At 64.2% G+C, this 21,707-nt stretch carries 17 protein-coding genes; 5 read left to right on the top strand and 12 right to left on the bottom strand.

Annotation, left to right across the window (positions count from 1 at the left end):
* Positions 1–4: 4 nt before the first annotated feature.
* The gene (locus EDC02_RS27780; protein ID WP_123605307.1) at positions 5–1,180 is read left to right on the top strand and encodes a hypothetical protein; all 1,176 of its coding nucleotides are present in this window, start codon (positions 5–7) and stop codon (positions 1,178–1,180) included.
* 57 nt (positions 1,181–1,237) lie between these two features.
* Here the strand turns inward: EDC02_RS27780 and EDC02_RS27785 are convergent, their stop codons facing one another.
* Positions 1,238–1,861, bottom strand: coding sequence for a GNAT family N-acetyltransferase (locus tag EDC02_RS27785; protein WP_123607158.1), 624 nt, complete (start codon positions 1,859–1,861; stop codon positions 1,238–1,240).
* Positions 1,855–2,223 carry a hypothetical protein gene (locus EDC02_RS41935; RefSeq protein WP_233606475.1) on the bottom strand — a complete coding sequence of 123 codons (369 nt, stop codon included), beginning with the start codon at positions 2,221–2,223 and terminating at the stop codon, positions 1,855–1,857. The genes EDC02_RS27785 and EDC02_RS41935 overlap by 7 nt, the downstream gene beginning before the upstream one ends.
* A 549-nt stretch (positions 2,224–2,772) precedes the next feature.
* On the opposite strand from EDC02_RS41935, the gene EDC02_RS27795 reads away from it, so the two are divergent.
* Positions 2,773–4,029 carry a helix-turn-helix transcriptional regulator gene (locus EDC02_RS27795; RefSeq protein WP_123605308.1) on the top strand — a complete coding sequence of 419 codons (1,257 nt, stop codon included), beginning with the start codon at positions 2,773–2,775 and terminating at the stop codon, positions 4,027–4,029.
* A 1-nt stretch (position 4,030) separates the two neighbouring features.
* The gene (locus EDC02_RS27800; RefSeq protein WP_199757938.1) at positions 4,031–4,504 is read left to right on the top strand and encodes a hypothetical protein; all 474 of its coding nucleotides are present in this window, start codon (positions 4,031–4,033) and stop codon (positions 4,502–4,504) included.
* Between the two features lie 121 nt (positions 4,505–4,625).
* Here the strand turns inward: EDC02_RS27800 and EDC02_RS27805 are convergent, their stop codons facing one another.
* The 6 genes from EDC02_RS27805 to EDC02_RS27830 form a co-directional block, all read right to left on the bottom strand.
* A complete protein-coding gene (locus tag EDC02_RS27805) occupies positions 4,626–6,113 on the bottom strand; it encodes an ISKra4 family transposase (RefSeq protein WP_370461507.1) in 1,488 nt (495 codons plus the stop codon).
* A gap of 146 nt (positions 6,114–6,259) precedes the next feature.
* Positions 6,260–7,768, bottom strand: coding sequence for a DUF6119 family protein (locus EDC02_RS27810; RefSeq protein ID WP_233606683.1), 1,509 nt, complete (start codon positions 7,766–7,768; stop codon positions 6,260–6,262).
* A gap of 314 nt (positions 7,769–8,082) precedes the next feature.
* Entirely contained in the window at positions 8,083–9,591 is a 1,509-nt protein-coding gene (locus tag EDC02_RS27815) for a class I SAM-dependent DNA methyltransferase (protein WP_123605310.1), read from the bottom strand.
* Positions 9,588–11,057: a restriction endonuclease subunit S gene (locus tag EDC02_RS27820; RefSeq protein WP_123605311.1), complete on the bottom strand. Its 1,470-nt coding sequence runs from the start codon at positions 11,055–11,057 to the stop codon at positions 9,588–9,590. The genes EDC02_RS27815 and EDC02_RS27820 overlap by 4 nt, the downstream gene beginning before the upstream one ends.
* Positions 11,054–14,494 (bottom strand): type I restriction-modification enzyme R subunit C-terminal domain-containing protein, encoded by a 3,441-nt coding sequence (locus tag EDC02_RS27825; RefSeq protein ID WP_199757939.1) that lies wholly within the window; start codon positions 14,492–14,494, stop codon positions 11,054–11,056. The genes EDC02_RS27820 and EDC02_RS27825 overlap by 4 nt, the downstream gene beginning before the upstream one ends.
* 220 nt (positions 14,495–14,714) lie before the next feature.
* On the bottom strand, positions 14,715–15,620 hold the full coding sequence (locus EDC02_RS27830; RefSeq protein WP_123605313.1) for a hypothetical protein: 906 nt from the start codon (positions 15,618–15,620) through the stop codon (positions 14,715–14,717).
* Between the two features lie 113 nt (positions 15,621–15,733).
* Here EDC02_RS27830 and EDC02_RS27835 point away from each other — a divergent pair, with 113 nt between their 5' ends.
* Entirely contained in the window at positions 15,734–16,594 is an 861-nt protein-coding gene (locus tag EDC02_RS27835) for a hypothetical protein (protein ID WP_123605314.1), read from the top strand.
* A gap of 861 nt (positions 16,595–17,455) precedes the next feature.
* Entirely contained in the window at positions 17,456–18,259 is an 804-nt protein-coding gene (locus tag EDC02_RS39785) for a hypothetical protein (protein ID WP_148083660.1), read from the top strand.
* Between the two features lie 172 nt (positions 18,260–18,431).
* On the opposite strand, the gene EDC02_RS27840 is transcribed toward EDC02_RS39785, so the two are convergent.
* The 4 genes from EDC02_RS27840 to EDC02_RS27855 all read right to left on the bottom strand — a co-directional run bounded on the left by EDC02_RS27840 (position 18,432) and on the right by EDC02_RS27855 (position 21,645).
* Positions 18,432–18,698, bottom strand: coding sequence for a hypothetical protein (locus EDC02_RS27840; RefSeq protein WP_123605315.1), 267 nt, complete (start codon positions 18,696–18,698; stop codon positions 18,432–18,434).
* 727 nt (positions 18,699–19,425) lie between these two features.
* Positions 19,426–20,070 (bottom strand): glycosyltransferase family 2 protein, encoded by a 645-nt coding sequence (locus EDC02_RS39790; RefSeq protein ID WP_158632336.1) that lies wholly within the window; start codon positions 20,068–20,070, stop codon positions 19,426–19,428.
* Positions 20,071–20,105: 35 nt separating this feature from the next.
* Positions 20,106–20,849 (bottom strand): glycosyltransferase, encoded by a 744-nt coding sequence (locus tag EDC02_RS27850; protein WP_123605317.1) that lies wholly within the window; start codon positions 20,847–20,849, stop codon positions 20,106–20,108.
* 1 nt (position 20,850) lies between these two features.
* Positions 20,851–21,645, bottom strand: coding sequence for a GntR family transcriptional regulator (locus EDC02_RS27855; RefSeq protein WP_123605318.1), 795 nt, complete (start codon positions 21,643–21,645; stop codon positions 20,851–20,853).
* Positions 21,646–21,707 lie beyond the last annotated feature (62 nt).

The raw sequence follows: 21,707 nt of genomic DNA on the forward strand, positions 1-21,707 counted from the left end.
CCTGGTGGAACACCGAATCCGGTACACGGCAACCGGTGTCTTTCCGAGGTTGGGCGGCGAGCGTGACGAGGTCGCTCAACGGCCGGTCGAGAATCGGCAACGTGGTGGCCAGATCGTCGGGGTGCAGGGAGTAGCGGCCAACGGCACCCCACTTGAGGTGGACCGCGCCGAGGCGGGGGTCAGGGCAGTGCCACAGCCGGACGCCGGCATCGGTCAGGTCGGCCGACAGGTGCAGGTGATCGGAGTACGAGCTGGTCCAGCTCTCGCCGAAAGCGACGCCGACATCGATCTCACCCGGCTCGCCGCCTCCGTCGACAGCGCCTGGCACATCTGGCAGCGCGGTGAGTACAGCATCCTCGGCCGGCTGCTCCCCGAGCTCGTCGCCGAAGCCCGTCACGCAGCGAAAGAGTCCTCGGGCGGCGAACAGGAACATGCCTGCTCGCTGCTGGCGACCGTCTTCGAGCTCGCCGCCGGGGTCACTGTCATGCTCGGTCACGAGGACCTTGCCTGGCTCAGCACTGAGCGTGCGGTTGCCGCGTCGGAACAGTGCGGCGACCCGGTCACCAGGGCCTCCGCCGTGTACTGGGCCGCATGGATCCTGCGCCGGCAGGGTCGATACCGCGACAGCCTCACCGCCGCTACCCGAGCAGCCGAAACCCACGAGCCGCGAATAACCCGAGCTACCCCGACCGAACTCACCGTCTGGGGCGGACTTCTGGTCAACGCCGCAGGTGCCGCCGCACGGGACGACCGCGCCGACACCGCCACCGAGCTACTCGACTTCGCCCGCGCCGCAGCGGTGCGACTCGGCCAGGACAGAGTCGATCGATGGAGTGTCTTCGGGCCACGGCTGGTCGCGCAGAGTGCGGTCATCAATGCCACCGAGCTTGGCGACTTCGAGACCGCCGTCCGACTCGCCGCCAGGGTGGAAGCCGCCGGTAGCCGCGTTCCGGTCACCTGGGAGTCCCGCTACCTCCTCGCCCTGGCGCAAGCACAAACGGAAATAGGCAACGACGTGCCTGCAATCGCGGCACTGCATCAGACACGCCGCCTGACGCCCGAGTGGATTCGCTATCACCGTCTGGCTCGCGACCTCACGGCGGAGCTCAAGGCGCGGGTACCCGCAGGGCGACAGCCTGAGCTGGACGAACTGTCCCGGCATCTCCAGCTCGTAGGCTGACCGCGCCTCGACGCAACGCTGCCGATCGCCGGCCTTCGACTGCAGATCGGCTCCGGTTCAGCCGACGCGCAGCGCTGCGGTCATAGGTGGTTGGTCGGGTGGTGCGCCGCCCCGACGCATCGCCCACAGCGGCGGCCCACCCGCCGGCAGGTGGGCCACCCGGACTATCCGGTAGCCGTTGCGCAGGTAGAACGCCTGGGACCGTGGACTGCTCGCCTCGACCACCGCCGGCATGCCGATCCGGTCCAGCCGGGCATGATGTGCACCCAGCAGCGCCGACCCGATGCCCTGCCGTCTCAGCCAAGGTGCCGCCGCCAGGAACGCCAGATGATGATGCCGACCGGTCGCCTCCACCCGGCCAGCGGTAAAGGTGTAGTGCGCGTACGGGCCGTGGCGGTCACCGCAGGCCCGTAGCCTGCGCCGCTGATGCTCCGCACCGAGCAGCCGGTCGAACGGGTGCGGATACCAGATCGCCACCCCGTCACAGTGCCCGACCACGTCGACGATCCCGTGCCGTACGCCGAACTCCAACTCGGCGGTGAAGAACTGATGCATCGTCAGGTAGCGCAACGCGTGATCGCCGATCAGCCACGCCACCACCGGATCCACCACACACGCCTGTGCCAACAACTCCCCCAACGGCTCCACGTCAGCGGCCGTCGCCGCCCGTACGGTCAGCATGGCCGCCACGTCCACACCAGGAACCGGTCGAACAACTCGGCCGCCGTCACGTCGGGCAGGTCGAACGCCGCCTCGGTCATCCGCTCCACCGCGTACATCGCCAACGCGACCGGCCCGAACACCCCCGCCAACTCGACCCGCGCCACCAGACACGGCCACGCCTCGCCGCAGCCGGCACACGACCAAGACGGCCGCACCGCCACATGACCACCACCGCCACCGCTGTCGGCCGCCGGGTCCGCGCCGGCAACATCGCAGCGGTACGCAGCACCGCCGACCCGGCCGACCCCAGGTTGCCCGTCATGCCGAACGACCAGCACCCCACCACCGGCGGCGGCCAGCTCCCGCAACTCTGCCCTCACCGCGACCACCGGCCCCGGTTCGCCTGGGCCGCGTCCACCGCTGCCCGACCGACAGCCCCGGACCGACCGGCACCGGCCGCACCGGGCACGCCCGCCGGACCGGTCGGGCTGAACCGCATCGAATGCCGAGGCGCACACTCCGGACACCGCAACTTCGCCCCACACACCGGACACCACCGCTGCTTCAACCGGAACGTGAAAAAGCCGACGCACAACCCGCCCAGCGCCGCCAACACGACTCCTACCAAGGTCAACACGCTTGATCCTCCCCACCACGCCGGTACGGCCGTGGCCAATCGGCGTGCTCATGAGCGTCTGAGTTGTCCCTGTCGCGGATCGCGACGACACGCAGCTTGGCGATCACAGATAGTCAGCGCCACTCGCAGCGGCATAGGAATCAAGATCTATACCTTCAGGCATACGCCTGCGACACGGAAGCGGCATAGTAGAGGAAGTCCGGTTCGCTTCCCTAGCGGACGGACTCGCAGCACAGCAGGAGGGACAGATGCAAGGGCATGAACCAGCGCCGAGCTGCGCAGGCATGAGCAAATGATCAAGCTGCCACCCGAGATCCTGGAGCGAACGGATGTACGCCAGGCGTTGAAGGCCGGCGACTGGGCTACCCTCCTTCAGGTCGTCACGACCGAAACTCGGGTGTCGCAGACGGAGATCGCGCAAGCCGTTGGCATATCGCAGCCACACGTTTCCCGCCTGCTCACCGGACGGAGCCGAGATCCGGGGCTTCGCACCGTGCGTGCACTTTGCGACGGCCTGGGGATACCTCGATCTCTGGCCGGCTTGCTGGATGAACAGGAGAGTGACACGAACCGCCGCCAATTCGTCGCCGCAGCCGCAGCAGCCACGGGGGTTGCCCTGGTCGGCACAGCTGCTGGAGGCGTTCCCCTCGAATCACGCGACGACGAGCAACTACTGACCATCCCCTCGACCACCTACCGCAGGCTGGAGCAGCGCATGCCTGCGCGTAGCCTGCTTCCGCCGGTGAGCGCACACCTCGCGCTAATCCGCCAACTCGCATCGCGGAACGAACGCTCACCTGTGCACACCCGCCAGCTTTACTCAGTGCTCAGCGAAACCGCCGGGCTGACCGCCTGGCTGTACGTGGATGTCGACGACCGAGCCAGCGCCCGCCGCCACTACCAACTCGCGGTCCACGCGGCAGATCGGTCTGGACACCCGCTGCTCCTTGCATACATGCGGGCCAGTCTGGGCCAGTTCGCGGCAAACTGCGGCGACGCACGCGAAGCCGTCCAGATTGTCGCATCCGCTCGCCGCGCCCTTCCCCGTTCAGCGCCCGCTATCTCTACGGTCTGGATGGACGCGATCGAATCACTCGCGCTCGCTGAGGCTGGCGACAAAAAGTCGCTTCACCTCTTGAACCACGCCGAGGATCGCCTAGCGAAGGCCCGGAATGATGAACCTGTCTGGCCTTGGATCTTCCGCTTCGATCACCAAAAGCTGGCATCGTTTCGAGCGCAAGTCGCAAGCAAGCTGGATCAACCAAGCCTGGCCAGCCGGGCGCTCTCTATAGCAGCCAGCGGTCCAGCCCAGAGTCCGAAGACCAAAGCCCTATCAGACGTCCTACGAGCCCAGATCCTGGCGAAGTCTGGACGCCTCGACGAGGCATGCAACATCGCCTGTGAGGCTTTCGACGCAGGCAAGAAGTACGAGTCAGAGAAGATCCTCCAATCAGTCTCACGGTTCCGCGAAGCCCTCGGAGGACGGGCCGGAAAACTGACGCTCGATCTGGACGAACGACTCTACGGAAGATACCAGGAGGATCGCTAAGTTGCGGATTGCCATCACCGGACATCGCGGACTGAACGACGAAGTCACAGCCAAGGTCACCGAAACCTTGAACATGAGGCTGTCCGAAGTCAAGGAGAAAATCGTCGGCCTAACCTGCCTCGCCGACGGAGCCGATCAACTCTTTGCCGAGGCGGTGCTCCGGCACGGCGGTCAGCTTGAAGTCGTCGTCCCCGCCCAGGAGTACCGCGACGGACTGCCCGAGCATGCCCACGCCACATACGACAGGTTAATCAGTCAGGCCGTGACCCTCCACCGCTGCGACTACCGCATCTCCGACTCGACTGCCCACATGGCCGCAAGCGAGTTGATGGTCGACCAATCGGATCGGCTCTTCGCCGTTTGGGACGGCATGCCCGCCCGAAGCTACGGCGGCACCGCCGACGTCGTCGCCTACGCCGAGGCGCGCGGGATCCCGGTGACTGTCATCTGGCCGCCCGGCACCCACCGCGATTAGCCGGTTGACCGCTCGCGGGGTTGACGAACGATCAGGACGCCGAAGAACCATGCGGACAACTTCCCGAGCCTCCCGAAATCTTCTTAGAAATTGGGTGCGGCTCTTTTGGAGTGATGGCTGGTCATCCGGCGAGGGTGTAGCCCTCCCGTTGTTGCTGGTATCTGTTCTGGTGTATGCGTTGGTGTTCTTGTTGCAGGTGGAAGGCCCAGTAGGCGTTGAAGTCGCCGTTGGCGGATACGGCGCGTAGCTTGAGGATGGCTTCGGCGGTGTCCAGTCCCCAGCGGGCGCCGGTGATGTCCATGCGGTCCTTGACCAGATGCCGGCAGGCGCCCTCGATCACGCCGGTGGCGATCGGCCACCCCGCAGCCAACGCGGTGTGGTAGTCCAGGTAGGGCTGGTGGCGGGTCAGGTAGTCGGCGCACTCGTCGGCGCCGGCGCGTTCCCTGGCCGAGTATCCGTACCGGGTGGCCCGCCGACGGATCCCGGCCGCGACCTGCCCGGCCTTGCCGGACAGGATCTTGACCGCCTGCTCGCCGACCCACGCCTCGGCGGCGGGGTCACCGGTGTAGAAGAACGCCCACGCCGCTTTCCACACGTACTCGAGCACGTGGACGAAGTCCAGCACGATGTGGACCTTCACCTGGCGGCGGTCCGCCTCGGCCCGGACCGCGTCGATCTGGGCACGGTTACCGTCAACGAGCACGACCCAGGTCCGCGCCTGCCGCGGGTCACGGCGACACGCCTCGTCGAACCCGGCGGCGACGACCGGGGCGATGTCGTCGACCACGGACGCCGTCAACCACCTGGCCTGGGCGACCGGACCCCGCCGACGCCGGCCGTCGTCACCGGTGATGATCTCGGACGGGGTACGCGGCACCGGCGCCGCGTCGTAGACCACCGCCAACTCCGCCATCCGTTTACGGCCACGTTTCTCTCCCGGCGACAGCCGGGTGGTCAACCTACGGCCTGTCCGGGCGGCGGCCTTCGCGGTGGCGTCCCGTAACGCGGACGGGATCATCACGACACCCTTACCGTCGAACGACAGCACCAGCAGCCAGCCATCGCCGACCGGCCGGTGCGATCGGGTGTCGTAGAACGCGGCCACGTCCACAGCGGCGGCCACCGCCAACTCCTGCACCTGCCGTTTCCCCACACCCACCCCGCACGACCGGTCGATCGCGGCGACCGCGTCGTCGAACGATCCCCGTACCGACTCCACCGCCGCCAACCGGCGCAGCCCGTGCGAATGCCTCTCCACCGGCAGGTTCAACACCGCGTCCGCCGGATACAGGTTGGCCACTCCCGACGCCCGGTACGCCATCCTGGTCACCGTCACCGCACCGAACACCGTGCCCAGCCCCCGACCATGCCCCACCTCCACCCGGGAACGGACCACCTCATCGGCACCGACCACCCGTTCCCGGCGCACCTCCCGCGCCGCCCGCAGATCCACATGGTCCTGCAACAACAACCGCAGCAGCTCACGACCCCGCACCGCGAGGCGGTCCTCCAACTCGGCGTGCGTCAACCCGTCACTGTCCGAGCCGGCCAACCCCTCCACCAACTCCTCGAAACACTCCCGCGACCGGTCGAACGCCCCCGCCACCACGTACCCTGACACCCGGGCTCCTTCTTCGGTTGTGGATCTAGACCACCCATCAACCTACGAGAAGGAGCCCTTCAACCTTCCAACCGACCCAAACACCCCCGCGACCACTCCCCGCAACCACTCCGCGACCATAGGCAATCAACTCCTCACTCCAGAAGAGCCGCACCCTTAGAAATTTTTATCTTTGGCTCGACCTCAAGGTCGCGACAGCGCCGCGCCCACGCATCGATCTTTTGTTTCAAAATTATCGATCCCGTATCTGATACACGAGCAGGGGTACGACTGACCGAGAAGGCGAACCAGAGGCAGTAGCTTACAAATTTTTGATCAAGAGCTTTGGTATTAGCCTTATTGCGCAAGATCTCCAGCACATTGCTTGCTTGATCACAGGCGTAGCCAAGTTTTTGCGGCGTTCCAAACTTGACCGCGTAAACAGTTCCATCTCGGTATAAATCCCACGCCTCAACGGGAGTACCTGTCGAAACACCAATTTTCGTAAAGTCCCTGTCAGCACTAGCATATCCGTAACTATTTATATACTCTGCCGCGTTGAAGCAACACTCTTTCATGTCGATTTCAAGCAGATCAGTTTCTGTCGACTCAACCGTGATTTCATCAATTGATGAGTTAAGCTGATGGATATAATCCTCGTTAAAGCGAACCCAGCGGCCCTGAGATAGCATCACGTTCTCATCGTCGACAACGAACTCCAACGCGTCACGCAGGCCTTTTGAGTAAGTTCTCTGCCCTTCGTTCTCGACCTGGATCCGAACATCGAAAATCTCGCTGACAGGAATCCGCTCGACTAGCACGTATTCTTGCAAAGTAGCCAGGTCCAATTCTCGCTCCCCGAGCTCGGCCACCCTCCTTCCCCTCAGAGAGAAGGAATAACGCTCGCTCCCCGAGAACACGAAATCGACACCCACGATATCATGCGTATCACACGAGAACTCGGCGTATCCCCCGTTCCCAAAAATTGCATCCAACAGCTTCTTATCGTACTTTGCAACTTCGTCACCATCTCGAATAACACTCGTGCGAGGGAGTTGAAATTTCTCCTCTCGCCCCATAACCGCTACAATCTCGTCCAGAAGAAGTCCGAGTCTGTCCTTAGTAACCGGTGCTCCGATAAGCATGGAGGATCCAAACTTGCCGGAACGACCAAACTTGTCTTGCATCCCTGGGTCGATGGTTATCCTGAGATAATCAACCGACTCACCGCTCTCTACACTGAGAGGTGAGTTGGTCGTATAGCTCTTGATTTCCTTCCGCTTCCGCCCTGCGAATCGTTTCGAAGAAGTTTGCTTCACATCTCGCTTATTTCCCAGCCTCTTAGCCATCTCAATACCGAAGTCATGATCACAGTACTGACGCACGTAGAAGTGACTCTTGCCGTAACTCAGAACGAAACATTCTCGCCCCTTCCGAAAGAAGTAGACCGCAAAGTAGATCAGATTGGCGGGCCGCCCTTCATCCATGAAAAATTCGCTGAACGTTTCAACCCAGGGTATCGAACTCGGCCCTTCATCCTTCGAAAAATAGAACTTTCCCTCCCAGCCTTCTAGCTCACCTTGATGAATTACCCTCAATCCAACCGAACTAAGCTTCCCTTCCAAAGCAGCCACGTTAGCTTCGGGAATCCGAAAAATATTCATCTTCACTGAAGATAACCTCCAAACGAAATTGCGACTACACAGCATCAGCATTTCTGCTAGAAGACTGGCGCGAGATCTAATCTGATCAACATTAAGCGGCAAGACTGACCACTCATACAGCTGGCCGAGCCGAACCAAACGGAACCGACTTAGACGACAATTTTAAATACCTCAGGCCAGACTCGGAACTCGGGATATCTTCGCAATTCTCAACTTTGCCGAATTTTAGCCGGTTGCGCGACTCAATAGCAAGAATCGGAGGGTGGTTCACGAGCTGAAGGAGGCTGACTCATGATCGAAAATGCCATCCTTGATCAGTCAGGAGGGGACGCGACCCTCGGATAAGTGCTTCCCGTGAGGGCTTCCGCGATCGCGGCGAACTCGCGTAGGGCGGCTTGGAGGTCTTCGACGATCTCCTGGGCGATGACCTCGGGTGGCAGCAGCGCGTCGGCGTCCTCCAGCGAGGCGTCCTTCAACCAGGTGATGTCCAGGTTGACCTTGTCCCGGCTCAGCAGCTCGTCGTAGTCGTACGCGCGGAACCGCTCGCTCTCCACCCGCTCGGCCCGGTCCTTGCCCGGCAGGTAGCAGTCGACGAACTCCTGCAGATGCTCCCGGCGCAGCGGGTTCTGCTTGAGCGTGAAGTGCTGGTTGGTCCGGAAGTCGTACACCCAGAGTTTGCTGGTCCACGGCTCCTCACGGGCGCGCTTGCGCTCGAAGAACAGCACGTTGGCCTTGACCCCACCGGCGTAGAAGATGCCGGTCGGCAGCCGCAGCATGGTGTGCAGGTCGTACTGCTTGAGCAGCCGCCGCCGGATCGTCTCCCCCGCCCCGCCTTCGAAGAGCACGTTGTCGGGCAGCACCACCGCGGCCCGCCCGTCGATTTCCAGCATCGAGGCGATGTGCTGCACGAAGTTGAGCTGCTTGTTCGACGTCGTAGCCCAGAAGTCGGCGCGCTCGATCTCCCGCTCCTCGCGGCTCGCCCGCCCGTCCTCGCCGATCATGCGGATCGACGAGCTACGCCCGAACGGCGGGTTGGCCAGCACCAGGCTGACCTTGCTCGACGGCTCCCGCCCGAGCGAGTCGCGGACGTCGATCAGCGACGGGCCGCTCGGCGTACCGATGCCGTGCAGCAGCATGTTCATGGCCGCAAGCCGCGCGGTGCCGTCGACCAGCTCGGTGCCGGTGATCCCGCCGTTGGCCAGGTGCCGGGCCTGGTCCCGGGTCAGGCTGTCGCCGTGGTGCCGCTGGATATGGTCGTACGCCGAAAGCAGGAACCCACCGGTGCCGCACGCCGGGTCGGTGATCGTGTCGCCCGGGGTCGGCTGCACGCAGTCGACGATCGCCTCGATCAGCGCACGCGGGGTGAAGTACTGCCCGGCTCCCGACTTGGCATCCTCCGCGCCCTTGGCCAGCAACTCCTCGTACGCGTCGCCCTTGACGTCGACGCCGGCCTGCGACCACTGCTCCTTGTCGATCAGGTCGACGATCAGCTTCTTGAGCTTCGCCGGGTCCTGGATCTTGTTCTGCGCCTTGCGGAAGATCGTGCCGAGCGTGCCGGACTCCTGCCCGAGCCCGCTCAGGATGTTGCGGTACTGCACTTCCAGCCGGACTCCGTCGCTGTCAAGCAGCGTCTGCCAGCTCAGCTCCGCCGGCACGATCTGCTCCGGCTTGAGCGGTCGGCGCGCCCGCTCGTCGGCCATCTTCAAGAACAGCAGGTACGTCAGCTGCTCCACGTAGTCGATCGTGGAAACCCCGTCGTCGCGCAGCACGTCGCAGTAGTTCCACAGCTTCTGCACCAGCCGGCGCGAATCCACGTTGCTCACAGCGGCAACTCTCCCTGCTGAAAATCGGTCCCAATCGCCCTGGTCGCGGGCGCTGCCAGCTCCTTGGCCGTACGCCGACCCCGCTGCTTCGGCACCACCACCCGTTGCGCCCGAATCCTCGCCAGCAGCTCCGACGCCGGCTCATCCGCCGGATCCTGCTCCACCAACCGCCCCGCAAACGCCTCCGCCAGCAACGAAGTTCTCAGCGTGCTCGCCTTACGCAGCCCGTCGGAAATTGCGGTTTCCAACTGATCCAGCAGGGAGAGGTACGTCTCGGCCTGCCGCACCAACTCGCCTTGCTCCTCCACCGGCGGCACCGGTACCGGGAACTTCTTCATCTTCCCGAGGCTGATCGAGGCAAGGTTCACGCTCTGCAGTCCGTTGACCTCGAACCACCTTCTGCCGAACCCGTTCGCGTGCCAGGCAAGCAGCTTCGGGTGCAGCGCCTGGTCCCGAATCCGTGCACGAAACACGTGGTTCTGGTGGATGCAGTCGGGGATCTGCCCCTCCCAGATCCACCCGCGCCCCAGCTTGTCTCGGTCGCCGCCCTCGTTGAGGAGTACATCCCCCGGAAGCAGGCGGAGCTGCTGCGCCTTCTTCTCAGGAACCCTGATCCGGGCTACCTCGGTCAAGTCGAGCTGCGCACGTTGCACGTTCGCCACCCGCAGGTATGGAACCTCGACGTAGTCAGGATCCGACTGCTTCTTGCTGTCCTTGGTCACACCACCAGTGACGTCGGCGATCTCGTGTAAACGGTGCCACGACCAGGAGTCGGGAAGATCGGGCAGTTCCCCATCGTCAACGCCGTCAGGTTCCAACGCGGCCTGGCCAGCCGCCCGGCCACGTTCCAACTGTCCTGTGCTGACAAGCAACATCACTTGGTCCCGGAACCGGCTCACCCGCCGAGCTGTACGGGCAAGCTGCTGCACACCTGCCTGGAGCGAAGACAGGTGCGTATCCAGAGCCTCGGCGATGCGGCGCTGCTCGGCGAGCGGTGGGACCGGGATCGCGAGATCTTCCAGGTAGCCGCGCGGAACTCGCCTGAGCCCTACGGCACCGGTCATCGCACGTGCAGCGTCCCGCCGGACCGAGTCCTGCAAGAGGTAGTAAGCAAGATGGTCAGGGTCGATTGCACCGTGGGATCGCAGCGAAAACAGCTCGGTGCTCCCCATCCCCCGACCAGATGCCAGACCACGTGCGACCGCAATCTTGCCGTTCTCCATACACGGAGTCACTTTGGCGAAGAGGACATCGCCTTCCTGAAACCGCGTCAAGGATCGCTGCTTCAGTTCGCCGTAGGGAGCGGTCTGCGAAGCGTCCAATCGCCCAGACTCAGCCTCGACGGACGCCATCGGAACGAACGAGATGTGCTCATCGTCGTCTGGCTCGGCGTCGAAGCGCCGTTGGTTGATGGCAACTAGTTCCGAGAGAGGTGCCAACTCCCAGCCTGAGGGGAGGTCGCTCATGCGGTCAGTTCCCGGTTGAGTTCGGTGAGGAGGGGTTGAGCACGGTCGTTGCCGAAGGCGCTGAGGTAGCCGTCGATGCCGCCGCGTTCGGTGAACGGGGCACCGTCCAGGTCGTCGGGAGTGACGGCAACGCTTGCCGCTATCACGTTCTTGATCCTTTCCAGCCACCAGAGTTGTTCGGGGGTGAAGGCGGTGCCGGCCTGCTCCTGGCGCAGCAACCAGCCGTGGAAGCGTTCCTCGACGACCGACCGGTAGGGGCGCAGCTCCTGGTCGAGGCCCAGCTCGTAGCGGACCAGGGTGATCAGGTCGGTGACGCCCCGGTCGCCGGGCGCTTCGGCAGTGCGGCCGAGCATCTCGTACGCCTCCCACAGCCGGGCCGGGGTCCACGCCTGCGGAGGTCGGGAGATCCGCGCCGCCAGGTCCTTTAGCTGGTCGAAGTCGACCCGACCTTTGCCGTCGAAGAAGATCTGCAACGCGGTGATCTCGTCGCGGTGCTCCTTCAGGTAGGCGTGCCAGCTGCGGACGACCTTCTGGGCGCGTTCGGCGGCCGGCACCCCGGCTGCGGAGATCAGCCGGTCGGTGTTGACCTCGTCGATGGTGATGTCGTGGGCGCGGCGGATCTCCAGGATGCGGTGCCGCAGCTCCGGTGCGGCGGCCAGCGGCCGGAGGGCTTCGGCGAGCAGGTCGCGTACCGCGTCGGGGCCGGCGGCGTGCGCGGGGATGAGCGATTCGGGGGCGACGGCGTCGGCGAGCCGGCGGGCGATCGCGGCCAGGGGTTGGCCGTCGGCGAGGTCGGTCAGCTCGGCGCGTTCCTCCGGTTTGAGTTGCCGGTCGAGTCGGGCCAGCCGGGCGGCGAGGGTGGCGACCTCGTGTTGGTTGGCGGTGAGGGTGCCGGCCTTGCCGAGCAGCTCCTTCAGCGAGATCTGCGCTTCGGTGCGCCGGTGCAGCGGCACCGCCTCGTCCAGCTCCTGCTCGGTGACGCCGACCGCGTCGACGAGGACGAACCGGTCCTTGACCTGGGCGTCCGGGGTGACGGCCTGGAAGTCGGCGGGGTCGATGGTGCGGGCACCCCGGCCTTTCATCTGCTCGAAGTAAGTGGCCGTGCGCACCGGGCGCAGGAACAGCAGGCATTCCAGCGGCCGGACGTCGGTGCCGGTGGCGATCATGTCGACGGTGACGGCGATGCGTAGCTCGGGGCTGTTGCGCAGCGCCTGGATCAGGTCGTCGGGGTTGTCGCCGGTGCGCTTCGACGCGTACGTGATCTTGGTGGCGAAGTCGTTGCTCCGGTCGAAGACGAGTCGGACCATCTTGACGATCTCCTCGGCGTGGTTGTCGTCCACGGCGAAGATCAACGTCTTGGGTACGGTCGACCGGCCAGGGAATATCTCGGTGAACAGCCGCTCCCGGAAGGTTTCCAGCACCAGTCTCAGCTGTCCCTCGGAGATCACCGACCGGCCGACGTCCTTGCCGGCGTAGCTGAAGTCCTCCTCCAGCTCCTGGTAGCGCTCGGCGCGGGTGCGCCGGTCACGCAGCGGCACCACCGTCCCGGCCTCGATGATCGACCCGCCGTCGGTGATCTCGGTGCGGATCCGGTAGACGTCGAAGTCGACGTTGACCCCGTCGGTGACGGCCTGCTCGTAGGTGTACTCCGACACCAGGTTCTGCTGGAAGAAGCCGAGGGTCTGCTTCACCGGCGTGGCGGTCAGCCCGACCATGAACGCGTCGAAGTATTCCAGCACCGCCCGCCACTTGCCGTAGATCGACCGGTGGCATTCGTCCACAATGATCAGGTCGAAGGCTTCCGGCGGGATGGCCGGGTTGTAGGCGACCTGCGCCGGTTCGTCCAGGTGGTAGCTGTCGTACGCCTCGTCGTCGATGTCGGCGTCCGGCAGCTCCCGCCCACACAGCGCCCCGTACAGCCGCTGGATCGTGGAGATCACCACCGCGGACGAGTCCAGCATGCCCGCCCCGGTCAGCCGGTCCACGTTGAACAGCTCGGTGAACTTGCGGCCATCCCCCGGCGTGGCGTAGCCGGCGTACTCGCGCAGCGTCTGCCGGCCCAGGTTGTTGCGGTCGACCAGGAACAGCACCCGGGTCGCTTTGGCGTGGTGCAGCAGCCGGTAGCTGCTGGTCACCGCCATGAACGTCTTGCCCGCCCCGGTCGCCATCTGCACCAGTGACCGGGGCTTGTCTGCGGCCAGGGCGCGCTCGACGCCGCGTACCGCGTCGATCTGGGCCCGCCGCAGCCCTTCCTCCGGCAGCGGCGGCAGCTGCCGCAGCCGGGCGCGCAGCGTCGGCGCCGCCGGGTCGTCGTCGGCCTCGCGCATCCAGCGCGCGAGGGTCTCCGGCTGGTGAAAGGCGAAAACCTCGCGGGTACGCGGCTGCGGGTCCAGCCCGTTGACGAACACGGTCTCGGTGCCGGTGGCGACGTAGCCGAACGGCAGCGGCGCGTCCCGCCGCCACGCCGACATCCGCTGCGCGGCGGTCAGCCCGCGCAGGTAGCGGTCCAGCTGCGCCTCCACCCCACGCGGCGCGGTGCCCTCCCGCTTGGCTTCGACCACCCCGACCAACTTCTGCTGTACGTAGAGCAGGTAGTCGGCCCGGCCGGTGGCCAGGGTGACCTCCCGTACGGCGACCCCGGCGACGCCGCTGTCCCCCGCGTACAGGTTGATCTGCCCCTGGTCCTGGACCTGCCAGCCGGCGGCGGTGAGCTGCCGGTCGATCTCGACCCGGGTCTGCACCTCGTTGAGTGGCTCGCGCGAGGCGCGCCGGGCGCGGCTGATGAAGTCCTCGCGCTTCGCCGCCGACACCTTCACCGGCTTGCGGGCGGCGAACTCCTCGCTGGCCGCCGCCATCTGCGGCGCCAGGTCGGCGACCAGTTCGGCGGCGACGGTACGGCGGGCCGCCGACTCAGTGACCGCCCGGTCGGCAGCGGCCTCGGCCGCAGCCTGCGCCGCCGCCACCGACGGCTGTCCGTCGAGCAGAAGTTTCGCCTCGGCCAGCTCCTGGCGGTAGCGGTCCAGCTCGGCCTGCAGGCCGACGACGATGTGCTGTGGCACCTGCTGCGGTGGCGGGCTGGGCGGCACGAAACCGATCGGGCGGCGGTCGTCGGTCAACGCCCGGTGGAACCAGACACCCAGCTCGAAGCAGTCGCGCAGCAGCTCCAGCGCGGTGCGTACCTGGTCGAGGTGGCCGTGGACGGCCTGGTTGCCGACCTTGCGCAGCCGGTGGAACGCCTCGTTGATCTTCGGCGTGAAAACGCCGGCCGCGTTGAGCGCCTGTACCTGGTCGACGAACCGGTCGCTGCTGGCCCTGGTGCCGGTGCGATTCACCAGCTCACGGGCGAGGGTCTCGCCGAACGCCCGCGCTTTGAACATCGACGACTGGGCGTCCACGTAGATCAACGACTCGGCGCCGACGCCATACCAGACCAGCAATCCATGATCCACAAGGAACCCGAAGTTGGCAGACTGGTTGGCGAGACGACGGACGCGTTGATGATCCACAACTCTCCACAGGGTACGTGACCGATGTAGAACGCAAGAGCATATCCATGCTCGGATCGGGACGGCATCGGCCGGAAAGCATCTGTTCGATACCGATCGGGCAGGCTCCACCGGTCCGTCGAGGTGGTGGCGGATGTATGCCTGGTCGCGCTCATCCCCGGGGCAGGGGCCACCGCCGCGCTCGTCGCCGCCACCGTGTCGTCCGCCCGCGAGCGGCAACGACGCTGAACGGGCTGTCGGCCGGCTGATCGGGTGCGCTCAGTGCAATCGTCAATCCGACAAGGACCAACACGGCGAAGACCGCGACCAGGTAGAGGTTGACCATTGCCGCCGGCAGCAGGAACTCCGGCGGCCGAGTGCCTACGTACCCGCTGACCATAGCCGCGATGACCGTCGTGGCCAGCACTACCACGGCTGGCATGTTCGACAGCCGTCGTGCGAGGTCGCGCCCCCTGGACGGCTGCAACCTCCGCACCGTGGAGGCGGCGAGGACGGCCACCAGAACGACGTTCAGGATTTGCCCCAGCAGGGCTGCGGCCTGGGGCTCGCACACATGCTCCGATCCTCCCGCCGCCCGCAGAGTCTCGATGTCGGACGTGCCGTTCACCAGGTAGTAGTAGGCGAGAGCGGGCCCGATCACCACGGTGAAGGCCCGCCCGGTCCCCACCAGCAGTCGGCCCATCCGACCGGCATTCAGCAGCAGCGTGATGCCTTGGAAGAGCATCACCGCCGCCATACCGAACGGCACTCCGTCGATCAGCCGCATGCTGTGGGCCCGCTGCGAGGCGTCTGCGGGCTCACCGGCAAGCAGCGAGTAGTTCAGGGTTGTCACGACGAGGGCGATGAAGGCTGCGAAGAGCGCCGCTAGGACCTGTTCGTCCTTCCTTCCCACCTCGGCTCGTTCGTCCACCTGGATGGGGCTGAGGAGAACCACCATGGCGGTGAACGCGAATCCAGCCAGGACGCCGGTCATCTGTGCGTAGAACCCTGCGATCTGGGTGACGTCGGTGACGGGGCACTGTTGCATCGGCATCTTCGCTCTCTGGTCGACCAGCATGGCGACGCGCTACACACCTAGCTGACGGACCGGTGTTGAGCGATGACACAGTGTCCCGGATCGGCAAGTGCCCCCGGGCAGGAGCCGACAGCGGGCCGGTGAATGATGGCCGGGTGAGCGAGTACCAGTACTACGACTTCCGTGCCATCGACCGGCCACTCGACGAGCAGCAGATGGCTGAGCTCCGCACGCTGTCCACCCGGGCGGAGATCACCCGTACCAGCTTCACCAACTCCTACCAGTGGGGCGACTTCAAGGGCGATCCGCTCGCCATGGTCGAGGAGTACTTCGACGCGCACCTCTACAACACCAACTGGGGCACCCGGCAACTGGTGCTGCGGCTGCCGCTGCGGCTGCTCGACCTGGAGACCGCCCAGCAGTACTGCTGGGCCGAGCCGGCCGAGGCGTACCAGTCGGGCGACAACCTCATCCTGAACTTCTTCAGCGAGGACCCCGACGGCGTCGAGGACTTTGACCGCGACGACGACGGCTGGCTCGACAGCATCGTCGACGTCCGCGACCAGCTCGCCGCCGGCGACCACCGCGCCCTCTACCTGGCCTGGCTGTTCCTGATCCAGGACGGCGAGTTCGGCGACGAGGCGACCGAACCGCCGGTGCCGGCCGGGCTAGGTGACCTGACCGGCGCACTGCAGGAGTTCGCCGAGTTCCTGCGGATCGACCCCGACCTGATCGCCGCCGCGGCGCAGGGCAGCGCCCCGGACGCCTCAGGTGCCGCCGCTGATCCCGCCCGGCTGGCCGACTGGATCGCCCAGCTGCCCGCCGCCGACAAGGACACCGCGCTGCTCGGCCTGCTGCAGGGCGACGGGCTGGCCGTCACCGCCGAGCTGCGGCAGCGGTTCCGGGCCGACACCGGGACGACGGACGACACCGGGACGACGGCGGACGACGCGGCGGCCGGCAAGCCCCGCACTATCGGCGAGCTGCTCGACGTCGCCGAGTCGCTGCGGCGTTGACCCGTCAGACGAGGTGAGGTGCGGTGGGCGCGCGGTCACAGGAGTGCCCGGGACCGCGCGCCCACCGCACCGGGTACGCGAAACGGCCCGCCAGGGAGATCCCTGGCGGGCCGTTCACCGTGGTAGCGGGGACAGGATTTGAACCTGCGACCTCTGGGTTATGAGCAGTCTGCCCGGTGTCTCACCGGTACCAGTTGATCTCTCCGCAGCGGCCCTGACCTGCGCGAGCCGCTGTCTGAGTCTCTTGCCGTCTCACCCGACGCGCCCGGTCTTGCCACGTCCCGGTTACAGCCCTGGTTACAGTCCCGGCACCGCTGCCGACCGCTGCGGATCTTGATCGGGGCCAAGCGGATCAAGGTATGACGACGCGGTGGACCTTACCCGGCCAACCTGCCAGCAGTTCCCATCTGTCGGCGTGCCGCTGTTCGCTGCTGCAGTACGAGCAGACATCCCGGTTCGGGACTCGGCCCCGCCCCTTACAAGCTCTACACGCTCCGTCTGGCGCGGTCCGCGTACGCCTCTGGCCTCGGGCGCGAGTCCTTCACCCACCCCCGACCCCTCCACGTCCAGCACGGTTGCTAACACCGCTGCCGTCCAGCAACGGGGCGACCTACGAACACTTCACTCCCTCTGGCAACCGACAGAGATCGCCCACCGCCATGGTACTGGAATGCCGCGACGACAACCTTTTCTACCTTCTCGGACCAACCGATCTAGCCCTATTCGCACCAATAGCCCTGTCGCCACCTGCGACACGCTGTAGCGGTAGGAGACCAAGGATCAAGTGACGGGCCGTGTATTATCCGAGCAGGCTGCCACAACACAGAAAGGGCTGAATCCGTGAGCCTATTCCGCTCCCCTTTGTATCTTGACACCGAGACTCTGGTGCCACTAGCCAACTACCACGACATCGAGATAATGGTCGACATAGCCATTACACAGCGCGATCTAGGCCAACGCTCCGGTAACGCTGGCGTCAAACTGGCAGTTCCCATTACCGGCTCTCCAGGTCTTGAACTGGGCGGATCGAAGGGTTCCGAGTTCGAGGTAACGCAGGCACGCACCATCAAGGATCATCCGGCCAATGCACTTAATCGCCTACTAGACACACTCACCCGAAACAACGACATAGTCACAGACCTTTCTTCAGGTGCGATTACCCGCCGTCAGCTCATTGAAGTCGATGGCGATTGGAGCGTTTCTCCAGCAACCGACATCGGTAGCCTCCTTACAAAGATGGCGACTTTGTTTTCCGAACAGCCATCTGCGTTCAAAGGCTCGGAGCCACCTGCAGAGTTTTACTCCCGGATATTGGCCCCCGGAACCAATCAGGGACCCGTAGTACTAGACACAACAACAGAAGACTCCAACAAAACTCGCGTTCTAGTCCTTCTAGAAGCAGGGTATCTCACGGGCCGAACCGGCCCTGACGACCTCGAAGGGGAACGTGCCGTTTTCGGCCAGGTTGACGCCGTCGTGGCCGAGGGATCGAGCTACTCACTAGACAAGTTCTTCCTCTCAGGTTTCAGCCGTCCAGTTCGACGAAGCTTCCCCGTGGAAGAACTTCTTAAGAACCTTCCCCCGCAATCCAACATGCAAGTAACCGTTGACGATCTGAGAATTAGAGGGCCACTTGTTGTCGTTAAGGCAATTGCCATTTACTGATCCCGACTAGAGAACCAAACTCCCAATATTTGCTCCCAACCGTCCACCTCGCTCGGACAGCTCACCTAACTAGCCATACGACCGACTCAAGAGTTTCGCCGGACCACTTCGTACCGGAGCGATACGAGAGCCGCGTGCCGGCGCTGCGGGCTACGCAGCGCCGTGCACACGGCTAGAAGGTGCCTGACTGCTGAATCCGCATCTTGGTTTCCATCCCAGTCTCGCGAGCTTGGCTCAGCGCGGGTACTACGGCCTGGAGCCGCTGTGCAGCCGAGTCGAGCGCGGCCACCATCGCCGGCGTTGCGACACCGGCAAGCGTCGCGGCGGTGGCCCGCTTGATGCTCTCGATACGTTCCGCGATTCCAACCAAGTCTCTGTGTGTCTCTTCCACCGCCGTGATCTGGATCTGAAGCCTGCTGAGCGTTTCCTCGATCGACATCGAACCTCCCTGAGTAGCTGATCAGGATATCAGATGTCGATCTTGATTGCATTCGGTGCATCCTGCCGGGTCTGCCATCAGGGCGAGGGGTGCGCCGGTGGGTCGGTGTGGGCGGCAATGGCAAGGAGGGCCGAGACGCGTACAAGGACGGTGCGCCGATGCTGTACCTCGTCTTTGATACCGCCACCTATCCCTTCAACCGAGATCCACTCAAGTTGAGTGTTGGCTAGAGGCACGTCTGAGGTTAACTGAAGAAGTAGGTCCCCGGACCCGTAACAGTAGTGGGCTTCAGGAATTGTGAGCTTGGTGCCGGATCTCAGAATGAGGTTGTTTCTCCTGAGTGCGGCATCCCGGCTCGTCGCGGTAGGGACACCTTGTGCCGTGCGACGATGTGGGAGAGTGGGCTCCCTGTCGATGTCGGCAATCAACGGCAGCATGTCACGAAGTGTTTCGCAGGTGCCCTCCTGGTAGTGATTAAGCCAGGTTCCGCATACCTTGCACGAGTGAACTCGACCTGAGTCGACCCCCGTACCTGAAGAATCATCCTTCGCACTCACGGCTACTCCTGTCGTTGCCTCGCTTTGTCCATTGCTCACGTGACAGTGCAACGCGATGTAGGTAGCTGCATGGCAACGCCGATCCACATAGGCAACGGCGCTTCATGTGCAGCCACGACCATACTGGCCTGTGTCTTTCGGTGAGTAGCCTCGCTACGGCGGCTAGGTACTCATCGTAGGTGGCCACTGGTCGCCTCGCTGCCATTCACCTTCGGAGCTAAGGCGTCCGGCCCCCATTTCGCGAGGAAGGCTGCGCGATCGCTATCGGCTTGTGCTCTCAGCTCCCGTCTGGACTTAGTGGTGTAGTTGGGATAGAGATGCCTGATCTCACCCTTGAGGCGAACTGGCTGCAAGCCGCCGAGTTTGCGCGCCTGCCACTCTAGGTCGTTGTCGCCATACCACCAACGGAATCTCTCGTCTAGCCATAGCTGACGTCTTCTCACCAGAGACCCGCGCAGTACGTAGGCACATCCGATAATGCCACTGGGGTGGGAAACCGCAGCCTGGCCGCCGAGTCCTTCGGCTAGCTCTGCCACAAAACCCGGATAGACGACAAGGTCATCGTTCAAGATTGCTACGGCGAACTCTTCGCTACCAGCCATGTCGACCGCGACGGACAGCCCCAGATTCCAAAGTCTACTCAGATTGGGTGGCTGCTCCGGGTCGAATATCGTTACGCCGTAGCTAGAGGTAAAGGGCGGAGTTGATGCGTTGTCGATCACGATAGGTGTGACGTTGTCCCGCCACAGCTTTTCAGTCAGTCCGCTGATCAGCTCATGACGATTGTGCGTAGCAATCACGGCGTACAGTTTCAACGGGGGGCCTCTCGATTGGATGGTGAGCGCGCAAGCTACTGCTGTGTCCACAGAGCTTTCATGGCTTCCGCCCTACGTGTGATGACAGTGATTCGCGCTCGGCGTTCGGTCTCATCGTGGTGGCTGCTTTGCGCGGTACTCTGCCCGGACCATTTCCGGTAGACAAGTCCAGGCTCGGCTATGAAGTAGCCCTCTTGCAGGATACTTGCGGCAATGAGTAGTCCGGTGTCCTCGGAGGCGGGTAGTGCCATCCAGCCACCGAGTGCCATGATGAGTTCTCGGCGGATGCAGAGTGTTCCGGGCACCACTGGAAGGTTGTACTCGTTTTGAGACCAGTAGTCATAGATCGCTGATCGTGCAAAAATTCCCTCTGTCGGATCGGAATGCCACTTCATCAGCGACCCGTCCGGCAGCAAATCGACCGTACTTGTTGTTGTCCATCCGACTTCTGGATAGGCGCTGAGGATGGCAATTTCCCGTGCCAGCGCGCCGGGCGTGAGCATGTCGTCTGCGTCCAGCGCCTTGACTAGTTCACCGCTCGACCGAGAAAGCGCAATCGTCCTAGCTACACCTGGTCCCGACTTTCGGCCCATGTCGTACTGAATGCGCGGGTCGTCAGGGATTGCTGCAAAAGCTTCGCCGTCTTCGCCGTCTTCTTGGATGATCCACTCCCAGTCCCACCCGGCGGGCATCTCCTGATCTAGCAGCGACTGCCACGCGGCTTCGAGATATGGAATCGCGGGTGTATGCACGGGGGTAATCACGGAAATCGTACTCATGTCACTTCCACCTTTCGAGTTGGATCACGTAGTGCAGTTCGGTTCTGTCTCCGCCGAAGATGGAGTCGGCTACCTCGACGACCCGCCCGGTCGTGTCAATCGAGACCTTGCGCAGGGCGAATACCGCAACGCCTGGATCGATCCTCAGGCTCTCGGCTTCTTCGAGTGACGGCGGTCGGGATATCACTCTCTCCTCGATCCGGTCCAACTCGATGCCGATCGTGTAAAGCTGGTTTTGCGTGCCACCTGGCCACGGCTCGCTTGACGCGTCGAGAAGCTCGGGGTTTACGGCGATCATGTCGTAGATCAGAAATGATCGCCCTAGCCCGAGCGGGGATTCCTCTGCCTTCAAGACGGTCCTGTATGTCCTTTCGAGCAGGCGCGTTCCTACCGGGATGCCGAAAGCCTCTGCCAAGTCCTCATCAGCTACGGCATCCGGGAAGTACTCGGCGCTGAAGTCGAAATCGCCCATCTGAAGCCCGGTGTCCCTTTCTGCCGATCCCGTGCCGAACCGCTCTCCGATCGGCAACCGCGCCCGGTCCTTCTCCCACTGGTGACGGGTGGACGTCCGCCGGAGCCGCTGGCGAGGGGTACGCACGAACGTGCCCCTGCCGTGCTGCTTGTGGATCAAGCCCTCAGCGGCAAGTTGGTCAAGTGCTCGCCTCAGCGTGGCGAGGCTCACCCTGTACTCCCTCAGGAGGACGGTTTCCACCGGCATCTGCGCGCCCGGTGGCAGCTCGCCCTGTTGGATCTTGCGCCGCAGGTCAGCGGCGATCCGGTCGTACTTGGTTGCCATGACTGGCTTCCTCGCTCTCCAGACGCCCAGGTGGGCCGGTCAGTCGGTCCTCTCAAGCTTAA

Source organism: Micromonospora sp. Llam0, assembly GCF_003751085.1.
GTDB lineage: Bacteria > Actinomycetota > Actinomycetes > Mycobacteriales > Micromonosporaceae > Micromonospora_E.